Here is a 23,077-nt window from a genome sequence, read left to right as displayed (position 1 = left end):
CCGCACGCGGCTACGTCCAGGTTGCGGCGGCGCGGCGCAGCCGGTCGTTGATCGCCCGGCCCACCCCCACCTCGGGCACCGGTTCCACCAGGATCTCGTCCACGCCGGCAGCATCCAGTCGATGTAGCGCGTCGAACAACCGGGCCGCCGCCTCGGTCAGGTCGCCCCTGCTGGACAGCACCTCCGCCGCCGCCCAGTCCCCCACCGGAACGCCGCGGAAGCCCAGGAACCCCCGCCGGGCAACACCGCCATCCGCCGGCTCGACATCGGTGACCAACCGCAGCCGCGTACGCGGGGCGTAGTGCGCCGCCAGCGTCCCCGGTGCAACCGGCTGCCCCGAACTGCCCGGCCGTACCAGCACCGGACCGACCGCTTCCTGAAGCGACTCCACCGGCAGCGCGCCCAACCGCAGCACCACCGGACGGTCGCCTCGCGCGTCCACGATCGTCGACTCGATCCCACACCGGGTCGGCCCACCGTCGAGCACCACGTCAACCGCCGCCCCCAGCCCCGCCACCACGTGCTCGGCCCGCGTCGGGCTGAGCTGACCGAACCGGTTCGCGCTCGGTGCCGCCACCGGCACCCCGGCCGCCGCGATCAACTCGCGCGTCGCGGCGTGGTCCGGCACCCGTACCGCCATCGTCTCCAGCCCGGAGGTGACGATCGGCGGGATCACCGCCGGCCGGTCCACGATCAGCGTCAGCGGCCCGGGCCAGAAACGCTCGGCCAGCACCGCCACCGCCGCCGGCACCGTACCCACCAGCTTTTCCAGCTCCGCCGCCTCAGCCAGGTGACTGATCAGCGGATCGAAGCTCGGCCGCGCCTTGGCCGCGAAAATCCGAGCTACCGCCGGGGCGTCCAGCGCGTTCGCGCCCAGGCCGTACACCGTCTCGGTGGGCAGGGCCACCAGACCACCGGCCCGTAGGACGGAAGCGGCCTCGATGACACCGCTGTCAGCGGGCAATACTCGCGGCGTGCTCACGCCTCGACGCTAACCTGCCGGGCCCGCTCCCCCGTCGCCGACCCGATCAGCGGGCGGAAATCATTGGACCAGCGGCATATAGTCCGACCGTGACCGAGAACACCACGAAGCGTTTAGCCGTGCCGGCCAAGGCGTCCCTTGAGGGCATCGAGAAGGTCTGGTCACGGGTATGGGAGCAGAACGGCACCTATCGCTTCGACCGCTCGGTAACCCGGGACGACGTCTACTCGATTGACACCCCGCCACCGACGGTCAGCGGGGCACTGCACGTCGGTCACGTCTTCTCCTACACCCACGCCGACGCCATCGCGAGGTTCCAGCGGATGCGGGGCCGGACAGTCTTCTACCCGATGGGGTGGGACGACAACGGTCTGCCCACCGAGCGGCGGGTACAGAACTACTACGGGGTGCGGTGCGACCCCTCCCTGCCGTACGACCCGGGTTTTACGCCACCGGCCGAGCCTCCGAGCCGGCCGCAACCGATCTCCCGGCGTAACTTCGTCGAGCTGTGCCGGAACCTCACCGAGCTTGACGAGCAGGCGTTCGAGGCCCTCTGGCGGCACCTGGGCCTCTCCGTCGACTGGTCCCTGACGTACGCGACGATCGATGACCGGAGTCGGGCGATCTCCCAGCGGGCCTTCCTCCGCAACCTGGACCGGGGTGAGGCGTACCTGGCGGACGCCCCGACCCTCTGGGACGTCACCTTCCGCACGGCCGTCGCACAGGCCGAGTTGGAGGATCGCGAGCGCCAGGGCAACTACTACCGGCTCGCCTTCCACTCGGCGACCGGAGACAAGATCTACGTCGAGACCACCCGGCCCGAGCTACTGCCGGCCTGCGTCGCGCTCGTCGCCCATCCGGATGACGAGCGGTACCAACATCTCTTCGGTAGCACCGCCGTCACGCCGCTCTTCGGTGTCCCGGTGCCGATCAGGGCACACCCGCTGGCTCAGCCGGACAAGGGTTCCGGAATCGCGATGATCTGCACCTTCGGCGACCTGACGGACGTGCTGTGGTGGCGGGAGCTGGACCTACCGACCCGCCCGGTGATGGGTCGCGACGGCCGCCTGCTCCCCGAGCCACCACCCGGGGTCGTCAACGCCGACGCGGTGTCGGCGTACCGAATGCTCGCCGGCCTGACATCGTTCTCCGCCAAGGCGAAGATCGTGGAGCTGCTGCGCACCGCCGGGAATCTCGAGACCGAGCCCCGCCCCACCACCCAGGCGGTCAAGTTCTACGAGAAGGGTGACAAGCCACTCGAGATCGTCACCACCCGACAGTGGTACGTCCGCAACGGGGGTCGGGACACCGAACTGCGAGCCGCGCTGGTCCGGCGGGGGCGCGAGCTGACCTGGTCCCCCGAGTTCATGCGCAGCCGGTACGAGAACTGGGTTGAGGGTCTCTCCGGAGACTGGATCATCAGTCGACAGCGTTTCTTCGGGGTGCCCATCCCCGTCTGGTACCCGCTCGACGACTCGGGCGAGCCCGACTACGAGCACCCCATCCTGCCGGACGGTGAGGCGCTACCGGTTGATCCCAGCAGCGACGCCCCGACCGGCTATCAGGAGAGCCAGCGCAACCAACCGGGCGGCTTCACGGCGGACCCGGATGTAATGGACACCTGGGCCACCTCCTCGCTCACCCCGGAGATCGCCGGCGGGTGGACGGTTGACGACGACCTCTTCGCCCGGGTTTTCCCGATGGACCTCCGCCCGCAGGCGCACGAGATCATCCGGACCTGGTTGTTCGCCACCGTGCTCCGGTCGCACCAGGAGTTCCACCGCCTGCCCTGGAAGACCGCGCTGCTGTCGGGCTGGATCCTGGACCCGGACCGCAAGAAGATGTCGAAGTCCAAGGGGAACACGGTCACGCCGATGGCCCTCTTGGAGGAGTACGGCTCCGACGCCGTCCGGTATTGGGCGGTCAGCGGCCGGCCGGGCACCGACACGGCCTTCGACACCGGGCAGATGAAGATCGGCCGCCGACTCGCCATCAAGATCCTTAATGCCACCAAGTTCGTGCTGCGGTTCGAGTCCCCGACGCTGTTGGCACCCCACCTGGCGCAGGTGACCGAACCGCTCGACCGTGCGATGCTGGCCCGCCTTGCCTCCGTCGTCGACTCCGCTACGGCCGGGTTCACCCAGTACGACTACACCCGGTCGCTCGAGTGCACGGAGCAGTTCTTCTGGTCCTTCTGCGACGACTACCTGGAGTTAGTCAAGGAGCGCGCGTACGGGGAACCGGACGATCCCGCCGTCCGTTCAGCCCACGCCGCGCTCGCGCTGGCGCTGCACACGCTGCTGCGGCTCTTCGCGCCGATGCTGCCGTTCGTCACCGAGGAAGCCTGGTCGTGGTGGCAGGAGGGTTCGGTGCACCGGGCGGCGTGGCCGACTCGGCAGGAGCTCGTCAGCCCCGACGACTCCACCGACGCCCGTGGGGCCGCGGAATCTCATGACCCCATCGGAGCCGGGGCGGAATTGCTCGGGCTCGCCGCCGATGTGCTCGCCGCCGTCCGCCGGGCGAAGTCCGAGGCGAAGCAGTCGATGCGGGCGCCGGTAGCCCAGCTCACCCTCCGCGGGCGCGCAACCGACCTCGCTGCCTTCGCTCAGGTCAGCCGAGATGTTCGGGCAGCGGGGGTGGTACGGGCGGTCGACACCGCCGAGGCGGACACGCCGTTGACGCCGGAGATCACACTCGGCTGACGGGGCCCGGGCTGAGACCTGTGCCCGGCGGCGATGCTGCGCAGCAGCGCATGCACATCAGGGCAGCTGTTGACCTGCTGAGACAGGGGGTGGGGCGAGCCCAGGTACAGCGATATCGATACGTGCCCTACGAGCGGTAGGCGTCACGCCGGTGGCGGATCGAATGAATCTCCACGACCCGCTTGGCCTCGTTGATCCGGTAGATGATTCGGTATGTGCCGCGGCGGGCGGAGTGGAATCCGTCGAAAGGTTCGTCCAGTGGCTTGCCAACACGGTAGGGACTGATCGCGATCGCATGCTGGATGGTCTCCGTCGCCGCGATCGCCACCTCCAACGGCAGGTCCTCGTGCAGGTTGCGCCGCGCCTGTCGGGAGAGCATCACCGTGTAGGAGCTGGACGGTTCTTCGGTGCCGTCGTCCACCCGCCTGATGCCTCGTGGAGGCATCAGGCGGCCCTGCTCCGACGTCGCTCCAGCTCGACGCGGGCCTCATCCATCGAGAACGTGTCGCCGGCTTCGAAATCCTCCCGCGACTGACGCAGGTCGGCGAGGGCTTCATCGTCGGAGAGCAGATCCAGCGTTTCCCGCATCGACTCGTACTCGGCTACCGAGATCAGCATGACATCGGCGCGGCCGTTGCGGGTGATGGTGAAGTGATCGTGCTCTCGGGCGACCCGGTCGGCAAGTTCGGCGATCCGAGCCTTAGCTTCGGTGATCGGTACGGTCTCCATAACAGCCACTATAGCGACCGGTCAGAATAACGACCGGTCGCTATAGTGTTGGCCCGCCGAGCTCGGGCCCGCCGTGCTGGACCCGCCGTTCACGCTACGGGCGTAGGTCGGTCATGGCGTAGCCGGTGGCTGGGTCGAAGGGGTAGGAGAGGTGCTGGTGGGTCATCGACCAGGCGCCATCTCTGCGCTGAAAGACACGGGTCCCGCGGGACCAGGTGTCCACCGACTGGCTGCCGGCGGAGACCTCAACGTGGTTGAGCCCCCAGGCGACGGCGAGATCACCGTTGACCAGGATTTTCAGGTCGGGAACCTGCCAGGTGACGCTGCTGTCGCCGGCCGCGTCGAGCCCGGCCTTGCAGACCTCGCGGACAGCGTCAACCCCGATGCACTGCAGCACCTGGTCATGCTCGTAGGAGACAACATCGTCGGCGATGGGGGCCATCAGGCCGTCGAGGTCTTTGGCCGCTGTGCTGGCGAACCAGCGTTGGTGCAGCTGGCGTAGGTCCCGCTCGGCGGCAGCGTCGTCCTGCTCGGCGGCAGCGTGGTCCTGGTCCGGAGCGGGGTCGGCCGCGGTGGACCCGTCGGTGAGCGGAAATGAGTGATGCTCATGGGCGATGACCCACCGGCCGGCCTGCTTGCGCAGACCGAACGTCAGCCGCAGCCGGTTGTCGGGATTGTCGGTGAAGTCGCGCTCGGTGCCGCAGCGCAGCAGGGCGTACGCGAAGGCGACGTCCTCACCCGCGGTGACCTCCAGCGACTCGATGTCGAACGAAGCCCCCTGGGCCTGCCATTGGAAGAATGGTGGCCAGGTCTCGCGGTAGGAATCGAGACCCCGCACCCCCTGCTGCGGCGGCGGCACGTCGAACATCACGATGTCCTTCGTGTGGTCGGCGAGGACCCCGGTGAGATCACCGTGGTGGACCGCTTCGGCCCAGCGCTCGATGAGCGTGCGGATTTGCTCCTCGTTGGTAGCCATGGTCGGCTTGGTCCTTCCGGGTTGATGCGTCCGTCAGAACTACAACCCCGGCCAGTCCGCAAAATCATCGCGCGCCGGCAAAATTCTCTTCCCACAGCTGGGCCGGCAGCCCGAAGGCCGGGAAGTCGGCGTCCAGGAACGAAACCACCTCGGCCACCCGCCGCCCGCGCAGCGTCAGCACATCCAGACCCGCCGGGACGTACGCGCCCCGCTCGTCACTCCACAGGTAGGTGCCGAACGCGAGCTGCCCGTTCGCCCACGCCGGCACGAACCGCCAGCGATGTCGCAGCACCGCCTCAACCAGGAACCCGCGAACGTCTGCCGGACCCGCGTACCACCTGGTCAGCGGCGGCATCGAGTATCGTGCGTCCTCGGTCAGCATCGCCACGATGGCGTCAACATCGCCAGCCTCCCAGGCGGTCGTGTACCGCCGGGCCACCTTTCGTTGTTCCGCGTCGCCGAGCGTCTGCAGGGTCTGCTGTTGGCTGGCTTCGGGGCGAAGTTTCACGACGACCTTGCGGGCCCGCTGCAGAGCGCTGTTGACCGCGACAACCGTGGTGTCCAACACCTCAGCGACCTCACCGGCGGTGTAGCCGAGCACGTCGCGCAGCAACAGAACCGCTCGCTGTGACGCCGAAAGATGCTGCAGGGCGGCGATAAACGCCAACTCCACGCTCTCCCGCGCCACGATGCGGGCTTCGGGACTCAACCGCGCCGTCCAGTCCATGAGCCGATCGGGGTACGGCTCCAGCCACGCCGCCTCGGTCAGCGGCACACCCCCCGGACTGAGATCCGTGGGCAACTCGCGCCGACCCCGACGCTCAATAATCGTCAGCGACCGGTTCGTCGCAATCTTGTACAGCCACGGCCGAATTGACCCGTGATCGTCGAAGCGTTTCAGGCTGCGCCACGCCCGATCCAGGGTCTCCTGGACCGCGTCCTCCGCGTCGTGGACCGACCCCAGCATCCGGTAGCAGTGGACGCGTAGCCCATCCCGTAACGGCTCCACCAACCGTCCGAAGGCATCGCCGTCACCGGCCCGCGCCGCCACCAACTGCGTCGTAGCAGCCTCGCCTGCCCGACTCGAACTGCTCCCGCCATCTTCGGCATCGCTCACCAGCGCCAGGCTACATCGACAGAAAAAGATCTTGCGTCATCCCGGAGTCGGGCGCTACCTACGGTCAAGGTTGTCGATGACCGCGACCTGCTCCGTACCGCTGGCGCAGGTCTCGGGGATGCTGGGCATGTCGTCACCGAGCGGTGGGGTGACGTAGCCGCCACCTGCCGTGAAGGTGGAACCGACCTGGACAGTGCCCGCGCCGGGCACCTCGACCGCGGTGGTGCCGTCGCCGGTCTTCAGTTCGCTTCCCGCCGGCCAGACGACGACCAGTGTCTGATTCTCCGCGGTCTGCACGGCCAGGCACTGGCCCTTGCCCACCACAAGTTCACCGATGATCTGGGCGTGTCGGCCTCCATCGGCCTCCGGCGCCACGAACGTGATGACGCCGTTCGCCTCCACGGTCCGCCCTGGGCTGTCCTCCCCACAGCCGGACAGGAAGGCCACCGGCAGGACGAGCCCGACGAGCGAGTAGGCAGAGACTCGGGTGTGTAGACAGCTCAGCACGGCGCGCCCTCCCGGTCCGCGATCACCTCAGTACCGTCATTGTCGGCCCGCTATATGAATTAACGCTCGCCGCTGGGCTCGATGTCCAGCCGCGGCATCGCCTCCACGAGGGTTCGGTGGATGTAGGCGAGGTCGGGGTCGGACCATTCGGTAGCGCCCGCGTCGCTGCCCCCACCGCCGTCCCAGTCCAGCTCCGGGGCCTCGGCGTGCTGGTACACCCACCACATGTTGCCCCACGGGTCACGCATCCGAGAAAAGACCGTGCCGAAAAAGTCGGTCGGCCGAGTGACGATTCGCGCGCCACGTTGCACGGCCCGCGCGAGCACGCTGTCCACGCTATCGACGTAGATCTGAGTCAGTTGCGGCAGGAACGGCCAGCCCGGCTTTCGCTCGCCGAACATCAAGGTCGTACCGCCGATCTCGAGCTCGGCATGCAACAGCAGACCGTCGATGTCTACAGTACGGGCCTCGAGGTGCTCTGCGCCCCGGAACACCTCCCGCAGGAAGGTCATCAGCCCGTCAGCATCATGGACGACGAAGAACGGATTCAGTGTGGAGAACCCGGTCGGGGTGACGATGGCGTTCATGTGTCGTCCTCCTGCGCAGGGTCGGCTGATCAGTGTCCCCACCCTCGCTGGCCGACCGTCCGGAGGTCTTGAACAAAAACGCCAACGTCAGGCGGTCGCCGCCGCGCGGATGCGAGCCGGCGTCTCACCCCGGATGCGCCGCAGCTCTCGGGTTAGATGCGCCTGATCGGCATACTCCAGGGCGAGAGCGACCTCGGACGGCGGCACTCCCGCGCTGAGCAGCTGGTAGGCACGACGCGCACGGTCGAGCCGCTCGATTTCCTTGCGACGCAGGCCGGTGATCGACCGGAACCGCCGCTGCCAGCTCCGCCGCGACAGCCCACGGTCGTCGCCGTTGAGCGCCCGCCGGATGTCGGCATCCGCCACCAACACCCCGTCGGCCACAAGCCGCGCGACGAAGGACTCGAGTTCCTCCCACCTAGGAACGCGACAGCGGCGGCCCCCCGAGCGCTACCTGCCCGTCGGCGACCGGCAGCTCAGCAATCGCACCGCGCAGCAACGCCTTGTCCACGCCTGGGATCACCACGTCAGCGGCGAGCTCGACGCCCCAGTAGGACTCCCCGGCATGTGAGCGAATCGGCAGACCCGTGATCCGCGGACCCGCCAGTTCGGCCGCCAGCGACCCATCGGGGCGACGGATGAACGACAGGCCCCAGTGCTCGCTCGCCTCGTCGATGTAACCGGCGGCCTCCTCGACGTAGGCACGCCAGACTGTCCGGATCTCGGGGATGGGCGAAGCCCGCTGCTCCCACACGCACCGATGGTAGGTCAATCACTCTGGAAACTACGTCATGCCTGGTCACAGGCTTGGTAAGTGGAGCCCAGGGGACTTGAACCCCTAACCCCTGCCTTGCAAAGGCAGTGCTCTGCCAGTTGAGCTAGGGCCCCGGAAGCGGTCCGCAGACCGGTGCGGGTCAGCGCAGGTCGGGCGCGTTGGTCGCCTCGTGCCAGAGGGCGCGCTCGTCGTTGGTCTCCTTGACCCGCTTGGCCACGACTGCCGCCACACCGACGATACCGACGAGGATCAGCAGCTTCTTGAACATTAGGGCAACCCCTCACGCTCGACAGTGCCGTCGGACCTACCCGAGGACCGTACCAGCCGGAAGCAAGGCCCGGTGAACGGGCCCGCCGACGTCATGGACCGGACCACGCGTCACCTATCCCCAGCCGGCGCTGCGGCAGCGATCACTCCGGCTGGTGACAGACCGCCTCAACGTTGTTGCCATCCGGATCGCGGACGAAGGCACCGAAGTAGGTCGGGTGATATTCCGGCCAGACTCGGGGCGCATGCAGCACCTCCACCCCGAGTGCCACCGCGGCGTCATGGAACGCCTGCACCGCAGCCCGGTCCGGCGCGGTGAAGGCGATGTGCGCCTCGACGCCCCCGGCCGCACCGCCCAACGGGCTGAGCCAGAAGTCAGGAATGCTGCTGCCATAGCCCACCGCCTCCGGAAACTCCATCAGGCGACGCCCCGCAAGTGGGGCCAGGACAGCATCGTAGAAGGCGAGACTGGCATCGAAATCACGCACCTGAATGCCAAGGTGGTTGAGCACCGGACCCCCTCGAAGGCGAACCGACCCAGTGCAGACCAGGCCGGGACAGAACATCGAACGGGCGCCAGACTAGAAGTGGGCTACGACACTTTCGCCACATGCTGCGGCGCCAGCGGCGAGACGCCGGCGTCCAGGTTGTCAGGCCGGTGAGGGCTGTGGCGACCTCAGTCGGCGCTACAAAAGAACTCGGCCCTCAGAATGTGAGGACCGAGCGGGAGGTGGGGCTAGCTGGAATCGAACCAGCGACCTCAGAGTTATCAGCTCTGCGCTCTAACCGACTGAGCTATAGCCCCGTGTTGCGACGAGCAAGGTTAACCCATCGGCCCAGCCGCCCCAAAATCGGGGGGTCGCTCCGGGCGTGCTCCCGGCACCGGCGGTTCAGGGACCCGGGCCGACGGCCCGGGTCCCGCTGACGTGTTTCAGTCGCGCTCGGCGAGCGTCAGCTCGATTCCACCCACCAGGTCGGCGCAGACGTTGTAGACGAACGCGCCCAGTGTTGCCAGTGCCGTGAACAGCACAACGTTGACCAAGCCAATCAACGCGGAACTCAGGATCACGCCGCGGGCGGTGATCTGAAAGCCGTCGGCACTCTGGCCGCCGCCCGCGTTGACCAGATCATTCAAGCTGTCGTTGACGCTGGCGAACACGCCCATCGCGTCCAGCGCCAGGTACAGCACCGAGGTCGCGACCACGACGACGATGAAGATCACGACCGAAACCGCGAAGGCGAACTTCATCACCGACCAGGGGTCGATTCGCCGCAGATTCAGCCGGGCCCGGCGCGGCCCACGAGAGGCGGCAGAGCTAACCGCGGTACGCGCGGCGCGTACCGCCTCACCGACGCGTGCCGCCCCGATGGCCGCCACCCCGCCGATTCCCGGCGGGAGGCCACCGCCCTGGGGCCGGCCGGCGGAGTTCGGCTGTGGGCGGGCGGTCCCGGTGACCCGGGACTGACTTCCGGTGTCACCGAGTCGGGGGACGCCGTTCGCGCCAACGGGGGCAGCCGCGCTCCCGAGGCCAGCCGCGCTCCCGGCGACCGGGCTGGCCGGTCCAGCGCCGCCAGGGGTCGGCGGCGGGGTGGCCCCGGCGGCCTTCTCAGCGGCGGCACCATCGGTGCGCGGTGTCTCGATCTTCGTGGCCTCAGCTGGTTCCTCGCTGGGTTCCGACTCCTTGGCCGGCTTGTCCGGCGGCGGGGCCATCCCGGGAGCCCTGGTGAACTTCGGGGCCGGCGCGTCGGCGGGGACGGTGGCCCGCCCCACTGCCGCCCGGCCGGCGGCTGAGGCACCGCTCGTGGCGCCGTCCTCGTCGACCGGGTTAGCCGAGTTCCCCGCGTTCCCCGACTTCGCCTGTGTCTCCGTCATGCAACTAGTCCTGTTCGTCAGGCTCGTCGGCATTGCGAGCAATCGCCACGATGGTTACGCCATCCGGAAGGTCCATCAGCTTGACCCCCATTGTGTTCCGGTCGCGCGTACGGCGTACAGGCTTCACCGGAGTCCGAATGACACCACCGTTACTGGTGATAGCGAAGAGCTCGTCGTCCGGGTCGATCACCACAGCACCGACCAGACCACCGCGCCGCTCGGTGATCTTCGCAGTCAGCACGCCCTTACCTCCCCGGCCCTGGACCGGGTATTCCTCAATCGGAGTACGTTTCGCGTAACCACCATTGGTGGCCACCAGGACGTCCAAGCCATGCCGGACGACCTCCATCGCGAGCAACTCGTCGTCCTCGCTGAACCGCATCCCGATCACACCCGAGGTAGCCCGCCCCATCGGCCGTAGCGCCTCGTCCGAGGCGTTGAACCGGATCGCCAGGGCGTTCTTCGACACCAGCAGGAGATCCTGCTCCGGCGCCACCAGGGCGGCACCGACCAGTTCGTCGTCCTCGCGCAGGTTGATCGCGATGATGCCGCCGGACCGGTTGGAGTCGAACTCCTCAAGCCTCGTCTTCTTTACCACTCCGTTCTTGGTGGCCAGAACCAGGTAGGGGGCGACCTGGTAGTCCGAAATCTCGATGATCTGTGCGATCTGCTCGTCTGGTTGGAAGGCGAGCAGATTGGCCACGTGTTGGCCCTTGGCCACCCTACTGGCTTCCGGGAGCTCGTACGCCTTGGCCCGGTACACCCGGCCCTTGTTGGTGAAGAACAAAATCCAGTCGTGCGTCGAGCACACGAAGAAGTGGCTGACGATGTCGTCCTGCCGCAGCGTGGCGCCGCTGACCCCCTTGCCGCCCCGCCGCTGCGAACGGTACGCGTCCACCTTGGTGCGCTTGGCGTACCCGGTTCGGGTGATGGTGACCACGACGTCCTCGCGGGCGATGAGGTCCTCCATCGAGACCTCGCCGTCGAACGGGATGATCTGGGTGCGCCGATCATCGCCCCACTTCGCGACGATCTCGCCCAGCTCATCCGAGACGATCCGCCGCTGCCGCTCCGGCTTCGCCAGGATGTCCTTGAAGTCGGCGATCTCCAACTCCAGCTTCGCCAGGTCGTCAAGGATCCGCTGCCGCTCCAGCGCGGCCAGCCGGCGCAGCTGCATGTCCAGGATCGCGGTCGCCTGGATCTCGTCGATGTCCAGCATCCGGATCAGGCCCTGCCGCGCGTCATCCACCGTCGGCGAGCGCCGGATCAACGCGATCACCTCGTCGAGGGCGTCCAGCGCCTTGGCCAGACCCCGCAGGATGTGCGCCCGCTCCTCGGCCTTACGCAGCCGGTACGCCGTCCGCCGACGGATCACCTCGATCTGGTGATTGACGTAGTAGCGGATGAACTGGGCCAGGTTCAGCGTGCGCGGCACGCCGTCCACCAGCGCCAGCATGTTCGCGCCGAAGGTCTCCTGCAGCTGGGTGTGCTTGTAGAGGTTGTTCAGCACCACCTTGGCGACCGCGTCGCGCTTGAGCACCAGCACCAGCCGCAGGCCGGTGCGTCCGGAGGACTCGTCCCGGATGTCGGCGATCCCGCCGAGCTTCCCCTCCTTGATCAGCTCGGCGATCCGCTCGGCCAGGTTGTCGGGGTTCACCTGGTACGGCAGCTCGCTGACCACCAGCGCCGGCCGGCCCCGTTTGTCTTCCTCGACCTCGACCACGGCGCGCATCCGGATCGAGCCACGACCGGTGCGGTACGCGTCCTGGATCCCCGCCTGGCCGACGATCAGGCCGTGGGTCGGGAAGTCTGGCCCCTTGACGATCCCCAGGAGGGCTTCCAGAGTGCTCGCCTCGTCGGCCTCCGGGTGCTCCAGGCACCACTGCACCGCCGCACCGATCTCCCGCAGGTTGTGCGGTGGGATCTTGGTGGCCATCCCGACCGCGATGCCCTCTGAGCCGTTGACCAGCAGGTTGGGGATCCGGGACGGCAGGATCGTGGGCTCCTTGGCCCGGCCGTCGTAGTTGTCCTGCAGGTCGACGGTGTCCTCGTCGATGTCCCGCAGCATCTCCATCGCCAGCGGTTGGAGCTTGCACTCGGTGTACCGCATCGCCGCGGCCGGGTCGTTACCCGGTGAACCGAAGTTGCCGTTGCCGTCCACCAGCGGGTAACGCAGCGCCCAGGGCTGGGCCATCCGGACCAGCGCGTCATAGATCGCCGAGTCGCCGTGTGGGTGGAACTGGCCCATCACGTCGCCGACCACCCGCGAGCACTTCACGTACCCCCGGTCGGGCCGGTACCCCGAGTCGAACATCGCGTAGAGGATCTTGCGGTGGACTGGCTTCAGCCCGTCCCGGACGTCCGGCAGCGCCCGCCCGACGATCACGCTCATGGCGTAGTCGAGGTAGGAGCGCTGCATCTCCACCTCGAGCCCGACTGGCTCGATCCGGTCGTGCGCCACGACGGCGCCGGCGGTCTCGGGGGCGTCGGGCTCGTTCGGTGTGGACTCGGGGGTATCGGTCACTTGTTAACCCTTATCAGACTCAGAGTCGCTTTTGTGCTGTGGATAACCGCTGTGGAAACCGACCTGGCTGTGGATAACTCTGTGGATGAGCCGTGGTCGCCGCGGACGACGGACCGGTCGGATCCGAGTTGGCCTCAGATGTCCAGGAACCGCACGTCCTTGGCGTTACGCTGAATAAACGAGCGACGAGCCTCAACGTCCTCCCCCATCAGCACACTGAACAGCTCGTCCGCGGTCGCCGCGTCGTCGAGCGTGACCTGGCGCAGGGTACGCGTGGCGGGATTCATCGTGGTCTCCCAGAGCTCGGGATAGTTCATCTCACCGAGCCCCTTGAACCGCTGAATATCGTCCGGCTTTGCGTTGGGCTTCTTCTGCTGCCGCAGCGTGATCAGCCCGTCCCGCTCTCGGTCGGAGTACGCGTACTGCGCATCATCCCCCTTCCGATTCCACTTGATCTTGTAGAGCGGCGGGGCGGCCAGGTAGACGTGCCCCAACTCGACCAGCGGTCGCATGAAGCGGAAGAGCAGGGTCAACAGCAGCGTCTGGATGTGCTGACCATCGACGTCCGCGTCGGCCATCAACACGATCTTGTGGTACCGCAGCTTCTCGATGTCGAAGTCGTCGTGGATACCTGTGCCGAGCGCGGTGATCAGCGCCTGGACCTCGTTGTTCTTTAGGACCCGGTCGATCCGCGCCTTCTCCACATTGAGGATCTTGCCGCGGATCGGCAGGATCGCCTGCGTCCGCGGGTCGCGCCCCTGCTTGGCGGAGCCGCCCGCCGAGTCGCCCTCAACGATGAAGACCTCGCACTCACGAGGATCCGTCGACTGGCAGTCGGCCAGCTTGCCCGGCATCGAGCCGGACTCCAGCAACGACTTACGGCGGGCCAGCTTGCGGGCCTGCTGGGCGGCCACCCGGGCGCGCGCGGCCTGGGAGGCCTTGGTGATGATGACCTTCGCCTCGGCCGGATTACGGTCCAGCCAGTCAACCAGCCACTCGTTGCAGACCCGCTGCACGAAGCTCTTGACCGGGGTGTTGCCCAGCTTGGTCTTGGTCTGCCCCTCGAACTGCGGGTTGGTCAGCTTCACCGAGATGATCGCCGCCAGCCCCTCCCGGATGTCCTCCCCGGAGAGCTTCTCGTCGCTCTTGAGGAGCCGCTTCTCCGTACCGTACCGGTTGATGACGCTGGTCAGCGCCGACCGGAAGCCTTCCTCGTGGGTGCCGCCCTCATGCGTGTTGATGTTGTTGGCGAAGGTGTAGACCGACTCGCCATACGACTCGTTCCACTGCATGGCGATCTCGACCGACATGCCGTCTTCGTCGGTGCCGAACTCGACCACCGACTTGTGGATCGAGGTCTTCGAGGCGTTGAGGTGCCGGACGAAGTCGGCGATGCCACCCTGATAGCAGAAGGTGACCTCACGCGTCTTGCTGTCATCGTCCTCGTCGACCCGTTCGTCGAGGAAGTGGATGGTCAGCCCCCGGCTGAGGAAGGCCATCTCCTGGAGCCGGCGGTAGATGGTCTGGAAGTCGAAACTAACGGTATCGAAGACCGTCGGGTCGGGCCAGAAGGAGACCGCCGAGCCGGTGGCGTCGGTCGGCTCCCCCTTCTCCAGCGGCGTCGGCTTCGAGTCCGTGTACGACTGCCGCCAGAAGTAGCCGTCCTTCTGAATCTCGACAGCCATCCGGGTGGAGAGGGCGTTCACGACCGACACACCGACGCCGTGCAGGCCACCGGAGACGGCGTACGCCTTGCCGTCAAACTTGCCGCCGGCGTGCAGCACGGTCAGCGCCACCTCCACACCCGGCTTCTTGAGCTTCGGATGCGGGTCGACCGGGAAACCACGGCCATTGTCGGTGACGCGAACCCCACCATCGGCGAGCAGCACCACATCGATGGTGTCGCAGTGCCCGGCCAGCGCCTCGTCCACCGCGTTGTCCACGACCTCCCACACCAGGTGGTGCAGACCGCGTTCGCCGGTGGACCCGATGTACATACCGGGGCGCTTACGGACCGCCTCCAACCCTTCGAGGACGGTGATCGACTCTGCGCCGTACTCCTGCTTGTCCTGCGCTGCCACCCTCGGCCACTTTCTCGCGTCGGCCACACCACTGGCGCGACCGGTCACGGGGTTCGGCGGACAGAACGCGACGTCGGGCGCGCGGACCGGCACCGGAGAATGGTCCGGACCGGGGGTCGAACGCGCCGGCCGCCGCGGATGTCCGCGGATCGCGATCGGCTCGACCTGATGTGGAACGATGATCTCGGGCCCGTGCCGGCCCCGGGTTTCATCGCTCCGCACCGGGTCTTCGTCTCAACCCAATCCTACTGGGCGTCGGCGACAGATCCACCACTCGGCACCCCTTGCGCGGCGGCTGAGACCTCCGTAGCCGGCCGACCGCTCACTCCACGACTCCCCCTACGCACACCGAGCCGACCGTAGGCTCGCACCAGCCGGCGCCACCCCCGACCAATGTGTGTCCATCTCGCGATGCACGCCGGCTTGATCTTTGCCGGCTGGAACCGGACGATCGACCCGTTCATACGGACATGGGCTGAGAGGTGACACCAGATGGGGCTGGACAACGTCGTGGTGAACTGGCCGCGGACCGGCCGCTTCTACGACCCGGTCGCACCGGCAGAGTTCGTGGACTTCGGCGAAATCGTCGACATGCCACAGATTTCCGCACCGACCGCCGCGCTCGCCGAGCTGATCGCCAAGACCGGCACGGTCCGGGCGACCGCGTACACCGAGCTGGTCGATCTGATCCTCGGCCTGGAAAATGTGCTGTACGCCACAGAGAACTCGGAAGAGGACGAGGACCCGGTGATCGACCCGGATGGCTGCGGGTGGATCGCCGACGGAGTCGAGCGGTTCGTGGGACGGCACCGAGCAGTCGGTGAGGCAGTCACCTTCGAAACCGTCAGCGAGGTGCTCCGCGCGCTACTCGGCGACGGACGCCTGGCCGAGCAGCAGCTCCGTTGGCTGGACAGCCGGCTGGACCGGCTCCGCGACGACAGCGGAGCCCCGCCGCAGTGGACCTTCACCTGCGCGGAGCTGAGCGTCCTCGCCGCGTTCTACCGCCGCTGCGCCGAGCGGGGCTTCGCGGTCTACGCCGATTCGGTGGCACCCCGCAGGGCCGTTCAGCCGTAGGTGTCCCGGGGGCCGCGGCCCCGCACCCGACGAGGGCCACGCGACCAGGACGGCGCGGCCGGACCGTGGATGTGCAGCCGGCGTACGACGTTGTGGCCCACCTCGCTGGCGATCTGCTGCAGCAGCGAGCCGGCGAGCAGCCGGAGCTGGGTGGCCCAGGCGGTCGAGCGCGCCTCCACGGTCAGCTCGCCGCCTTCCAGCTTCACCGGCCGGCTGTGCTGGGCCACGTCCGGGCCGACCACCCGTTCCCAGGCGCCGAAGACCGTGGCCTCGGCCGCCGGTTGCTGCCAGCCCCGCGCCTTCACCAGCCGGTCCAGCACCGCCCCGAGCGGCTGCGGGTCGCGCGGGTCCGGCCCCGGGCCGGAGTAGCCCCGCGGCCGTCGCCCCCCACCGCTCGCCCCACCGCTGCGGCTGCGCCGCTGGGGCTGCGCCGCCTGACGGCGAGCCTTCGCCGCATCCAGCACCGCCCGCGCGAGTTGCGGCCCGGACGACGCCTCGGTCGGTGCCTCCGCCCCGGCGTCCGGTGGCGGGACGGCCCCGTCCGCGCCAGTCACCGCCGTCGCCCTGGATCCGGCGCCGGGTTCCGCCTCATCCGACACGCTGTACCTCCCCCTCGCGGACCACGAAACGCGCTCCGTGCAGACGCGCGGGGAGATCTTCTGCCACCGCACAGGTCACCAGGAGCTGGCTCGCCTCGCCGACCAGCTCGGCGAGGCGATCCCGCCGGCCGGTGTCCAGCTCGGCGAAGACATCGTCCAGCACCAGCACCGGCTCGATCCCGTCGGCGCGCAGCAGGTCGTATCCGGCCAGCCGAAGCGCCAACGCCAACGACCAGGACTCGCCATGGCTGGCGTACCCCTTCGCGGGCAGTGGCCCCAGCGTGAGGTCGAGGTCGTCCCGGTGCGGGCCGACCAGGGTGGTCCCCCGCTCGATCTCGGCTGCCCGGCCGGCGGCGAGCGCGTCGCTTAACGCCGCGGTCAGCTCCGCCCGGTCGGCGGCTGGGCGGGCCGATTCGACCGACGATCGGTAGGTGATGCCGGCCGCGCCCCTACCGGCGGCCACCGCGTCGTACGCCCGGGTGATGTGGGGGCCGAGTGCGGCGACCAGGTCGAGCCGACCGGCGAGCAACTCGGCACCGTGCCGCGCGAGATGGTCGTCCCAGACCGCGAGCGTGGAGAGATCGCCGCCGCGGGTCCCGCCGGTCTTACGCGCCAGGTACGCGGTGCGCAGCAGGGCGTTCCGCTGCCGAACCACCCGCTCGTAGTCGGCCCGCACCCCGGCGTACCGGGGTTGCCGGAGCACCAGCAGATCATCGAGGTAGCGGCGCCGCTGCGCCGGGTCGCCCCGGACCAGCTCCAGGTCCTCCGGGGCGAAGAGCACCAGTCGCAGGGCACCGAGCACGTCCCGGGCCCGCCGAGCCGGGGAGCGGCCGAGCCGGGCCCGATTGGCCCGCCCCGGCACGATCTCCAACTCGACCAGCAGCTCCCGCCCCTCGTGCACCACGGCGCAGCGGATGACCCCCGCGGCGGCTCCCATCCGGACCAGCGGGGCGTCCGTGGCGACCCGGTGGGAGTCCAGGGTCGCCACGTAGCCGAGCGCCTCGATCAGGTTGGTCTTGCCGACCCCGTTCGGACCGACCAGGACGTTCGCCCCCGGTTCGAGATCCACCCCGACCCGCTCGTACGAGCGGAAGTCAACGAGTTCCAGCCGGCGGACGTACACGGGTGGTGGGGCCGTCAGCGCTTACGAACGGCGTGCCCGCCGAACTGCTGGCGCAGCGCGGCGACGGCCTTCATCGCGGGCGAGTCATCCTCCCGGGAGGTGAAACGGGCGAAGAGCGCGGCGGCGATGACGTTCATCGGGACGGCGAGCCGGACCGCCTCGTCCACGGTCCACCGCCCCTCGCCGGTGTCCTCGGTGTAGGGGCTCAACTCGGCCAGCTCCGGGTCCTCATCAAGTGCCCGGTCAAGGAGGTCGAGCAGCCAGGAGCGGACGACCGTGCCCTCCCGCCAGGACTTGAAGACACCGGGGACATCGGTGACCAGCTCAGACTTGGCCAGCAGTTCGTAGCCCTCGGCGTAGGCGTGCATGAGACCGTACTCGACGCCGTTGTGCACCATCTTGGCGTAATGTCCGGCACCGACCGGACCAGCGTGCACGAAGCCGAAGTCTCCGGCCGGCTTCAGCGCCTCGAAGATCGGCATCAACCGGTCTACGTGTTCCTGGGCACCGCCGACCATGAGGGCGTACCCGTTCTGCCGGCCCCAGACGCCACCGGAGACCCCGGCGTCGACGTACCCGATGCCACGCTCGTTCAGCCGCTCGGCACGCGGCGCGTCGTCGCTGAACCGCGAGTTGCCTCCGTCAACGATGATGTCGCCGGCGTCGAGCACCTCCGCCATTTTGTTGATGGTCTCGTCGGTGACGGCGGCGGGGACCATGACCCACACCGCGCGCGGCGCGTCCAGCTTCTGCGCCAGCTCCGCCAGGCTTGCGACGTCGCTCAGCTCAGCCTGGTTGTCGTAGCCGATCACCTCATGCCCGGCGGCACGCAGCCGCTCCCGCATGTTGCCGCCCATGCGGCCGAGCCCTACCAGGCCGAGCTGCATTGTCCGTACCTCCGTGCGTTGTGGGTCGTCTCGGTGCGATCAGCGGGAGACGCGGATCGGCATAATGAGGTAGCGGTACCCGGGCACGACCTCGCCATCCTCGTCAACGGGAGAAATCACCGCCGGCTTGAAGGCGTCAACGAACGACAGGACAGCGAACTGGGTCCCCATGTTCGAGAGACCGTCGATCAGATACTGCGGGTTGAAACCAACGGTCAGCGGCTCACCGCTGAAGCTGGCCTCCATCGCCTCACTGGCACGGGCCTCCTCGGTGCCACCAGCCTCAACGACCAGGCCGTCGCCGCTGAAGCTGAGCAGCACCGGAGTGGTCCGTTCGGCGACGAGCGCGACCCGCTTGACGACCTCGATGAGCGCACTGACCGGAACCTGGGCCTGCGCGTTGTGGGTGGCGGGGAAGAGCGAGCGCACCGGCGGGTAGTTGGCGCCGTCGAGGAGTCGGCTGGTGGTGCGCCGGGGGCCGCCGACGAAACCGATCATGCCCTCGCCCGCCGCGCCCTGGGAGAGCGCCATGGTTACCTGGCCGCCGAGTGGTCCGAGGGCCTTGGCGGTGTCATGCAACGTGCGGGCCGGTACCAGGGCGTTGAGGCTGACCTCCGGGTCTTCCGGGTGCCACTCGATCTCGCGCAGGGCGAGGCGGTAGCGGTCGGTGGCGAGCATGGCCAACGTGCCGCCGGAGAGTTCCAGCCGGACGCCGGTCATCATCGGCAGGGTCTCGTCCCGGCCGGCTGCCACGGCTACCTGGGCGACGGCGGCGGCGAACGCGGCGGCGTCGATGGTGCCAGCGCTGACCGGCATCTCCGGGAGCGAGGGATAGTCCTCGACCGGCATGGTGGGCAGGGTGAACCGGGCGCTGCCGCAGACGAGCTCGAGGTGGGCACCGACCGCCGCGATGTCGACCGGCTTCGCCGGCAGCGCCTTGGTGATTTCGGCGAGGAGCCGGCCGGAGACCAAGGCGGCGCCGTCGGCGTCCCCCTGCACCTCAACGGTCACCTGGCTGGAGACCTCGTAGTCGAAGCCGGAGACCTGCAGGTTGCCGTCGGTGACCCGCAGCAGCACTCCGGCGAGCACCGGCACCGACGGCCGGTTCGGCAGGCTCTTCGCGGTCCAGGCCACGGCCTCGGCGAGCGCGTCGCGCTCTACTCGGAACTTCATCAATGCCTCCGCGTCAACGTCAGCGCCAACTCTCTCATGCCGACCGCTGCCTGCCGACCCGCCGGGGCGTGCCGGTTCTCCTGGCACCTTAGGGCGCGTGGGCATCGGCGGTACGGCCGACCCCATGCGTCTCCAGGTGCCGCTGACCGGCAGCGGCGGTCTGCGGCCCGATCCACAGGAAGTCCAACGGTGATGATTGGTTTTTGTTGTCTTTAGAGATCTAACTCATCGTCTTCGTCGCACCTGTGCAAACTGTGGAGAACCCGCGTTGACGCAGGTCAGACCGGGAATACACCGGTGGGTTTCCTGTGGAGAAGTCGGGGGAAAACCCGGGCCGTCATCCACAGGCCAGAGTTACCCCCAGCCTGTCCACCGTTGTCCACCGGTTATCCACCGGTTATCCACGGACTTCTTCCCCAGGCTTGTGGATTGCGGCTCGCCGCTTGACCCAGGTTATCCCCAGAACCTTCAACAGCCCGTCCACACCCGGCCCGCGGCCGGTGGACAAGGACATCGTTATCCCCAAGCGTCCACAGCACTACCCCCAGGGTTTTCCACAGCCTGTGGGTAACGAGGGGTCGGCGGCCCCACGTTCTCCACCGAGGGAAGCGGAAGCTGTGGACAACGAGTGCGGTTGCGCGACGCCGACGGGGACACCCGGATTCGACCCACCGCCCGGATCCGAGGGCCATCGTCCGGTCCGTGGGGATGGTGGAGCACCGAGGGAGGCCGCCAGGGCGCCGGTTTCGGCGATTCGGCGGGTGGTTCGGGTGGCCTCGGCCGCTGACTCGGCGGGCGCCTCAGGTGTTCTGCTTGATCCGGTTGGTCAACTCGGCGATCTGGTTGTAGAGCGATCGCCGCTCGGCCATCTGCTGACGGATCTTCCGATCGGCGTGCATGACCGTGGTGTGGTCGCGGCCCCCGAACGCCTGCCCGATTCGGGGCAGCGACAGGTCGGTCAGCTCTCGGCACAGGTACATGGCGACCTGGCGAGCGTTGACGAGCACCCGCGAGCGGGAGTGCCCACGCAGGTCCTCCAGACTCACCCCGAAGTAGTCGGCGGTCGCCACCATGATCTGGTCGGCGGTGATCTCTGGCCCGGTGCCGTCCGGGATGAAGTCCCGCAGCACCTCCTCGGCCAGCGACAGCTCCACCGACGACCGGGTGAGGCTGGCGAACGCGGTAACCCGGATCAGCGCGCCCTCGAGCTCTCGGATCGAGTTCGATACCCGGGACGCGATGAACTCGAGTACGTCCGGCGGGGCGAACAGCCGCTCCTGGGCGGCCTTCTTCTGCAGGATCGCGATCCGGGTCTCCAGGTCTGGTGGCTGGATGTCGGCGAGCAGTCCCCACTCGAACCGGGTCCGCAGCCGGTCCTCCAGGGTCGCCAGCTGCTTCGGCGACCGGTCAGAGGTGATCACGATCTGCTTGTTGGCGTTGTGCAGCGTGTTGAAGGTGTGAAAGAACTCCTCCTGCGTCCGCTCCCGGTTCTCCAGGAACTGGATGTCGTCGATCAGCAGGATGTCGACATCCCGGTATCGGCGCTGGAAGGCGCTGGTCTTGTCGTCACGCAGCGAGTTGATGAAGTCGTTGGTGAACTCCTCGGTCGAGACGTACCGGACCGAGTTGGCGTTGCCGAGCGTCGTGGCGTAGTGGCCGATCGCGTGCAGCAGGTGCGTCTTGCCCAGCCCTGAGCTGCCGTAGATGAATAGCGGGTTGTACGCCTTGGCGGGCGACTCGGCGACCGCCACCGAAGCCGCGTGGGCGAAACGGTTGGACGAACCGATGACGAACGTCTCGAACATGTACTTCGGGTTGAGCCGGTTGCCACCGCCGTCGGCGGGTGCTGGCAGCCGGCGGTCCTCGCGGCCACCGGGCCGGTGGTGGTCCACCCGCCCCGGCCCGCTGTCGGTGCCGGGCTCCCGGGGCGGCACCGGCCCTCCGCGCTGGTCCACTGCCTCTGCTCGGTAGCGGCCGTCGAACGGGCGTTCGGTCATCGGCGGGCCCAGCCGGGCCTGCTCGTCAACATCGTGTCGCTCGGCTCGGGGTGGTCCGGTGAAGGCGGAGCTGAACAGCGGCTCCTGGCCGTCCCGGGACACCGGCGTCGGCTGCTCGCCGTACGGACCGGCGGGCACCGCAGCGCGGCGCTCCGGCTGAGCCTGCCCGGGAATCAGCGGGAATCGTTGGTCCACGCCGTCGTCCGGGCCGCCTCCCGCGACATCGCCGGTGGTGTCGCTGGGTAAGCCGCCCGCCTCCGGGTTCGGGGCGCTGTGGTAGATGGTGCCCGCCGGGCGGCCGGAGCCGTCCTCCGGTGCTCGCACCGTGACAGCTACCTGGATGGGCCGCCCCAGTCGGCGGGTGAGCGCCTCAGTGATCGCCGGGCGGAGCCGGGACTCGATGACATCTCGGGTGAAGGCGTCCGGGACGGAGACGAGCGCGGTGTCCTCGACGATGGCGCGGAGCCGGGTCAGCCGCAGGTAAGCCCGCTGCTGTGCGGAGACGATCTCGTCGGCGAGCTCGTCGGTCGTTGCCGTCCACACCGCGGCGAGTTCGGTTGTACCCGTCACCGTCGTGCCACCCCCTCGCCTTTGTTCCCGGACGCCGCCGTCCTCCCCGTCGGCCGTCCCGGGCCCGCCGCGTTCACGCGATGCTTCCCCACCCGGCGGACCGACCGGTGCTTGTCCACAAGTTATCCACAGCCTGTGTGGGTACCGATTGTGGCCGCCCGCCGAACGTGGGTCAGACCGCACCCGGTACGGGCGGCGCTGAAGTGGGTCATCTTGCCGAACGATCCACCGCCCGATTCGGTCTTGCCTGCCGGCGCCGACCACAGCCGGACCGACCCCGGGCTTCCCGACAGTCACTCACCGCGATTCGGGCCAACAGCCCTGCACCGCAATCGGGCACGGTAACAGCGATGTCCGGACGCCATCAACAGCGGAGGGACGCCGACCGTCGGCGGCAGCAGCGAAAACGTCGGAACTGCCTGCGCCGGGGCGGCCGGTGAGAGCGTTGACGCTCGTTGTGCCCCTGCGTACGCTGGAACGGCTGCTCGCTCCCCCTCTGCTAGGGTGATGGATGTTTGCTGTCCGCAGCGTCGG

The 23,077-nt window shown here is 68.4% G+C and carries 18 protein-coding genes, 2 tRNA genes and 2 pseudogenes; 2 read left to right on the top strand and 20 right to left on the bottom strand.

Annotated features, from left to right (window positions below; translation table 11 throughout):
* Window positions 1-10: 10 nt before the first annotated feature.
* Window positions 11-964: an L-threonylcarbamoyladenylate synthase gene (locus SALPAC4_RS0110010; RefSeq protein ID WP_019870214.1), complete on the bottom strand. Its 954-nt coding sequence runs from the start codon at window positions 962-964 to the stop codon at window positions 11-13.
* A gap of 137 nt (window positions 965-1,101) precedes the next feature.
* On the opposite strand from SALPAC4_RS0110010, the gene valS reads away from it, so the two are divergent.
* Window positions 1,102-3,684: a valine--tRNA ligase gene (valS, locus tag SALPAC4_RS0110005; RefSeq protein WP_027644715.1), complete on the top strand. Its 2,583-nt coding sequence runs from the start codon at window positions 1,102-1,104 to the stop codon at window positions 3,682-3,684.
* Window positions 3,685-3,811: 127 nt separating this feature from the next.
* Here the strand turns inward: valS and SALPAC4_RS0110000 are convergent, their stop codons facing one another.
* The 14 genes and pseudogenes from SALPAC4_RS0110000 to gyrB form a co-directional block, all read right to left on the bottom strand.
* Window positions 3,812-4,105 (bottom strand): type II toxin-antitoxin system RelE family toxin, encoded by a 294-nt coding sequence (locus SALPAC4_RS0110000; protein ID WP_019870212.1) that lies wholly within the window; start codon window positions 4,103-4,105, stop codon window positions 3,812-3,814.
* Between the two features lie 23 nt (window positions 4,106-4,128).
* Window positions 4,129-4,413, bottom strand: a complete 285-nt coding sequence (locus SALPAC4_RS0109995; protein ID WP_018738335.1) for a type II toxin-antitoxin system Phd/YefM family antitoxin — start codon at window positions 4,411-4,413, stop codon at window positions 4,129-4,131.
* 94 nt (window positions 4,414-4,507) lie between these two features.
* Complete coding sequence (locus tag SALPAC4_RS0109990) at window positions 4,508-5,389, bottom strand: YybH family protein (RefSeq protein ID WP_019870211.1); 882 nt, start codon at window positions 5,387-5,389, stop codon at window positions 4,508-4,510.
* 64 nt (window positions 5,390-5,453) lie between these two features.
* Window positions 5,454-6,440 carry a sigma-70 family RNA polymerase sigma factor gene (locus SALPAC4_RS0109985; RefSeq protein ID WP_019870210.1) on the bottom strand — a complete coding sequence of 329 codons (987 nt, stop codon included), beginning with the start codon at window positions 6,438-6,440 and terminating at the stop codon, window positions 5,454-5,456.
* Between the two features lie 120 nt (window positions 6,441-6,560).
* Window positions 6,561-7,013, bottom strand: a complete 453-nt coding sequence (locus SALPAC4_RS25265) for a hypothetical protein (protein WP_019870209.1) — start codon at window positions 7,011-7,013, stop codon at window positions 6,561-6,563.
* Between the two features lie 59 nt (window positions 7,014-7,072).
* A complete protein-coding gene (locus tag SALPAC4_RS0109975) occupies window positions 7,073-7,600 on the bottom strand; it encodes a VOC family protein (RefSeq protein ID WP_019870208.1) in 528 nt (175 codons plus the stop codon).
* 87 nt (window positions 7,601-7,687) lie between these two features.
* Window positions 7,688-8,354, bottom strand: a pseudogene (locus SALPAC4_RS28935) (helix-turn-helix domain-containing protein).
* A gap of 61 nt (window positions 8,355-8,415) precedes the next feature.
* A tRNA-Ala gene (locus tag SALPAC4_RS0109960) sits at window positions 8,416-8,488 on the bottom strand.
* A gap of 26 nt (window positions 8,489-8,514) precedes the next feature.
* Window positions 8,515-8,643, bottom strand: a complete 129-nt coding sequence (locus SALPAC4_RS28430; protein WP_018221871.1) for a DLW-39 family protein — start codon at window positions 8,641-8,643, stop codon at window positions 8,515-8,517.
* Between the two features lie 142 nt (window positions 8,644-8,785).
* Window positions 8,786-9,154, bottom strand: a complete 369-nt coding sequence (locus tag SALPAC4_RS0109950; protein WP_019870205.1) for a VOC family protein — start codon at window positions 9,152-9,154, stop codon at window positions 8,786-8,788.
* Window positions 9,155-9,373: 219 nt separating this feature from the next.
* A tRNA-Ile gene (locus SALPAC4_RS0109945) sits at window positions 9,374-9,447 on the bottom strand.
* A gap of 126 nt (window positions 9,448-9,573) precedes the next feature.
* Window positions 9,574-10,515, bottom strand: a complete 942-nt coding sequence (locus SALPAC4_RS0109940) for a DUF3566 domain-containing protein (protein WP_019870204.1) — start codon at window positions 10,513-10,515, stop codon at window positions 9,574-9,576.
* Window positions 10,516-10,519: 4 nt separating this feature from the next.
* Window positions 10,520-13,039 (bottom strand): DNA gyrase subunit A, encoded by a 2,520-nt coding sequence (gene gyrA / locus SALPAC4_RS0109935; protein ID WP_019870203.1) that lies wholly within the window; start codon window positions 13,037-13,039, stop codon window positions 10,520-10,522.
* A gap of 134 nt (window positions 13,040-13,173) precedes the next feature.
* Window positions 13,174-15,120 (bottom strand): DNA topoisomerase (ATP-hydrolyzing) subunit B, encoded by a 1,947-nt coding sequence (gene gyrB / locus SALPAC4_RS0109930; protein ID WP_027644714.1) that lies wholly within the window; start codon window positions 15,118-15,120, stop codon window positions 13,174-13,176.
* Window positions 15,121-15,612: 492 nt separating this feature from the next.
* Here gyrB and SALPAC4_RS0109925 point away from each other — a divergent pair, with 492 nt between their 5' ends.
* Window positions 15,613-16,194: a hypothetical protein gene (locus SALPAC4_RS0109925; protein WP_019870201.1), complete on the top strand. Its 582-nt coding sequence runs from the start codon at window positions 15,613-15,615 to the stop codon at window positions 16,192-16,194.
* Here SALPAC4_RS0109925 and SALPAC4_RS0109920 read toward each other — a convergent pair.
* From SALPAC4_RS0109920 to dnaA, 5 genes and pseudogenes are all read right to left on the bottom strand, one after another.
* Entirely contained in the window at window positions 16,185-16,793 is a 609-nt protein-coding gene (locus tag SALPAC4_RS0109920) for a DUF721 domain-containing protein (protein WP_027644713.1), read from the bottom strand. The two genes, SALPAC4_RS0109925 and SALPAC4_RS0109920, sit on opposite strands and share 10 nt — an antisense overlap.
* Window positions 16,783-17,916 (bottom strand): DNA replication/repair protein RecF, encoded by a 1,134-nt coding sequence (gene recF / locus SALPAC4_RS0109915; RefSeq protein ID WP_019870199.1) that lies wholly within the window; start codon window positions 17,914-17,916, stop codon window positions 16,783-16,785. The genes SALPAC4_RS0109920 and recF overlap by 11 nt, the downstream gene beginning before the upstream one ends.
* A gap of 14 nt (window positions 17,917-17,930) precedes the next feature.
* A pseudogene (gnd, locus tag SALPAC4_RS0109910) lies at window positions 17,931-18,821 on the bottom strand (phosphogluconate dehydrogenase (NAD(+)-dependent, decarboxylating)); the annotation flags it as partial.
* A 21-nt stretch (window positions 18,822-18,842) separates the two neighbouring features.
* Window positions 18,843-19,976, bottom strand: a complete 1,134-nt coding sequence (dnaN, locus tag SALPAC4_RS0109905; protein ID WP_018734662.1) for a DNA polymerase III subunit beta — start codon at window positions 19,974-19,976, stop codon at window positions 18,843-18,845.
* 800 nt (window positions 19,977-20,776) lie between these two features.
* Window positions 20,777-22,543, bottom strand: a complete 1,767-nt coding sequence (gene dnaA, locus SALPAC4_RS0109900) for a chromosomal replication initiator protein DnaA (RefSeq protein ID WP_020113481.1) — start codon at window positions 22,541-22,543, stop codon at window positions 20,777-20,779.
* Window positions 22,544-23,077: the final 534 nt, after the last annotated feature.

The sequence above is a fragment of the Salinispora oceanensis genome (assembly GCF_000383575.1).
Classification (GTDB): Bacteria; Actinomycetota; Actinomycetes; order Mycobacteriales; family Micromonosporaceae; genus Micromonospora; species Micromonospora oceanensis.
This window is presented reverse-complemented; position numbering and strand designations above follow the sequence as displayed.

Coding starts and splice junctions, on each gene's coding strand:
- SALPAC4_RS0109995 (WP_018738335.1), bottom strand. CDS start 4,413: ATGGAGACCGTACCGATCACCGAAGCTAAGGCTCGGATCGCCGAACTT.
- SALPAC4_RS0109990 (WP_019870211.1), bottom strand. CDS start 5,389: ATGGCTACCAACGAGGAGCAAATCCGCACGCTCATCGAGCGCTGGGCC.
- SALPAC4_RS0109975 (WP_019870208.1), bottom strand. CDS start 7,600: ATGAACGCCATCGTCACCCCGACCGGGTTCTCCACACTGAATCCGTTC.
- SALPAC4_RS28430 (WP_018221871.1), bottom strand. CDS start 8,643: ATGTTCAAGAAGCTGCTGATCCTCGTCGGTATCGTCGGTGTGGCGGCA.
- SALPAC4_RS0109940 (WP_019870204.1), bottom strand. CDS start 10,515: ATGACGGAGACACAGGCGAAGTCGGGGAACGCGGGGAACTCGGCTAAC.
- SALPAC4_RS0109925 (WP_019870201.1), top strand. CDS start 15,613: ATGGGGCTGGACAACGTCGTGGTGAACTGGCCGCGGACCGGCCGCTTC.
- dnaN (WP_018734662.1), bottom strand. CDS start 19,976: ATGAAGTTCCGAGTAGAGCGCGACGCGCTCGCCGAGGCCGTGGCCTGG.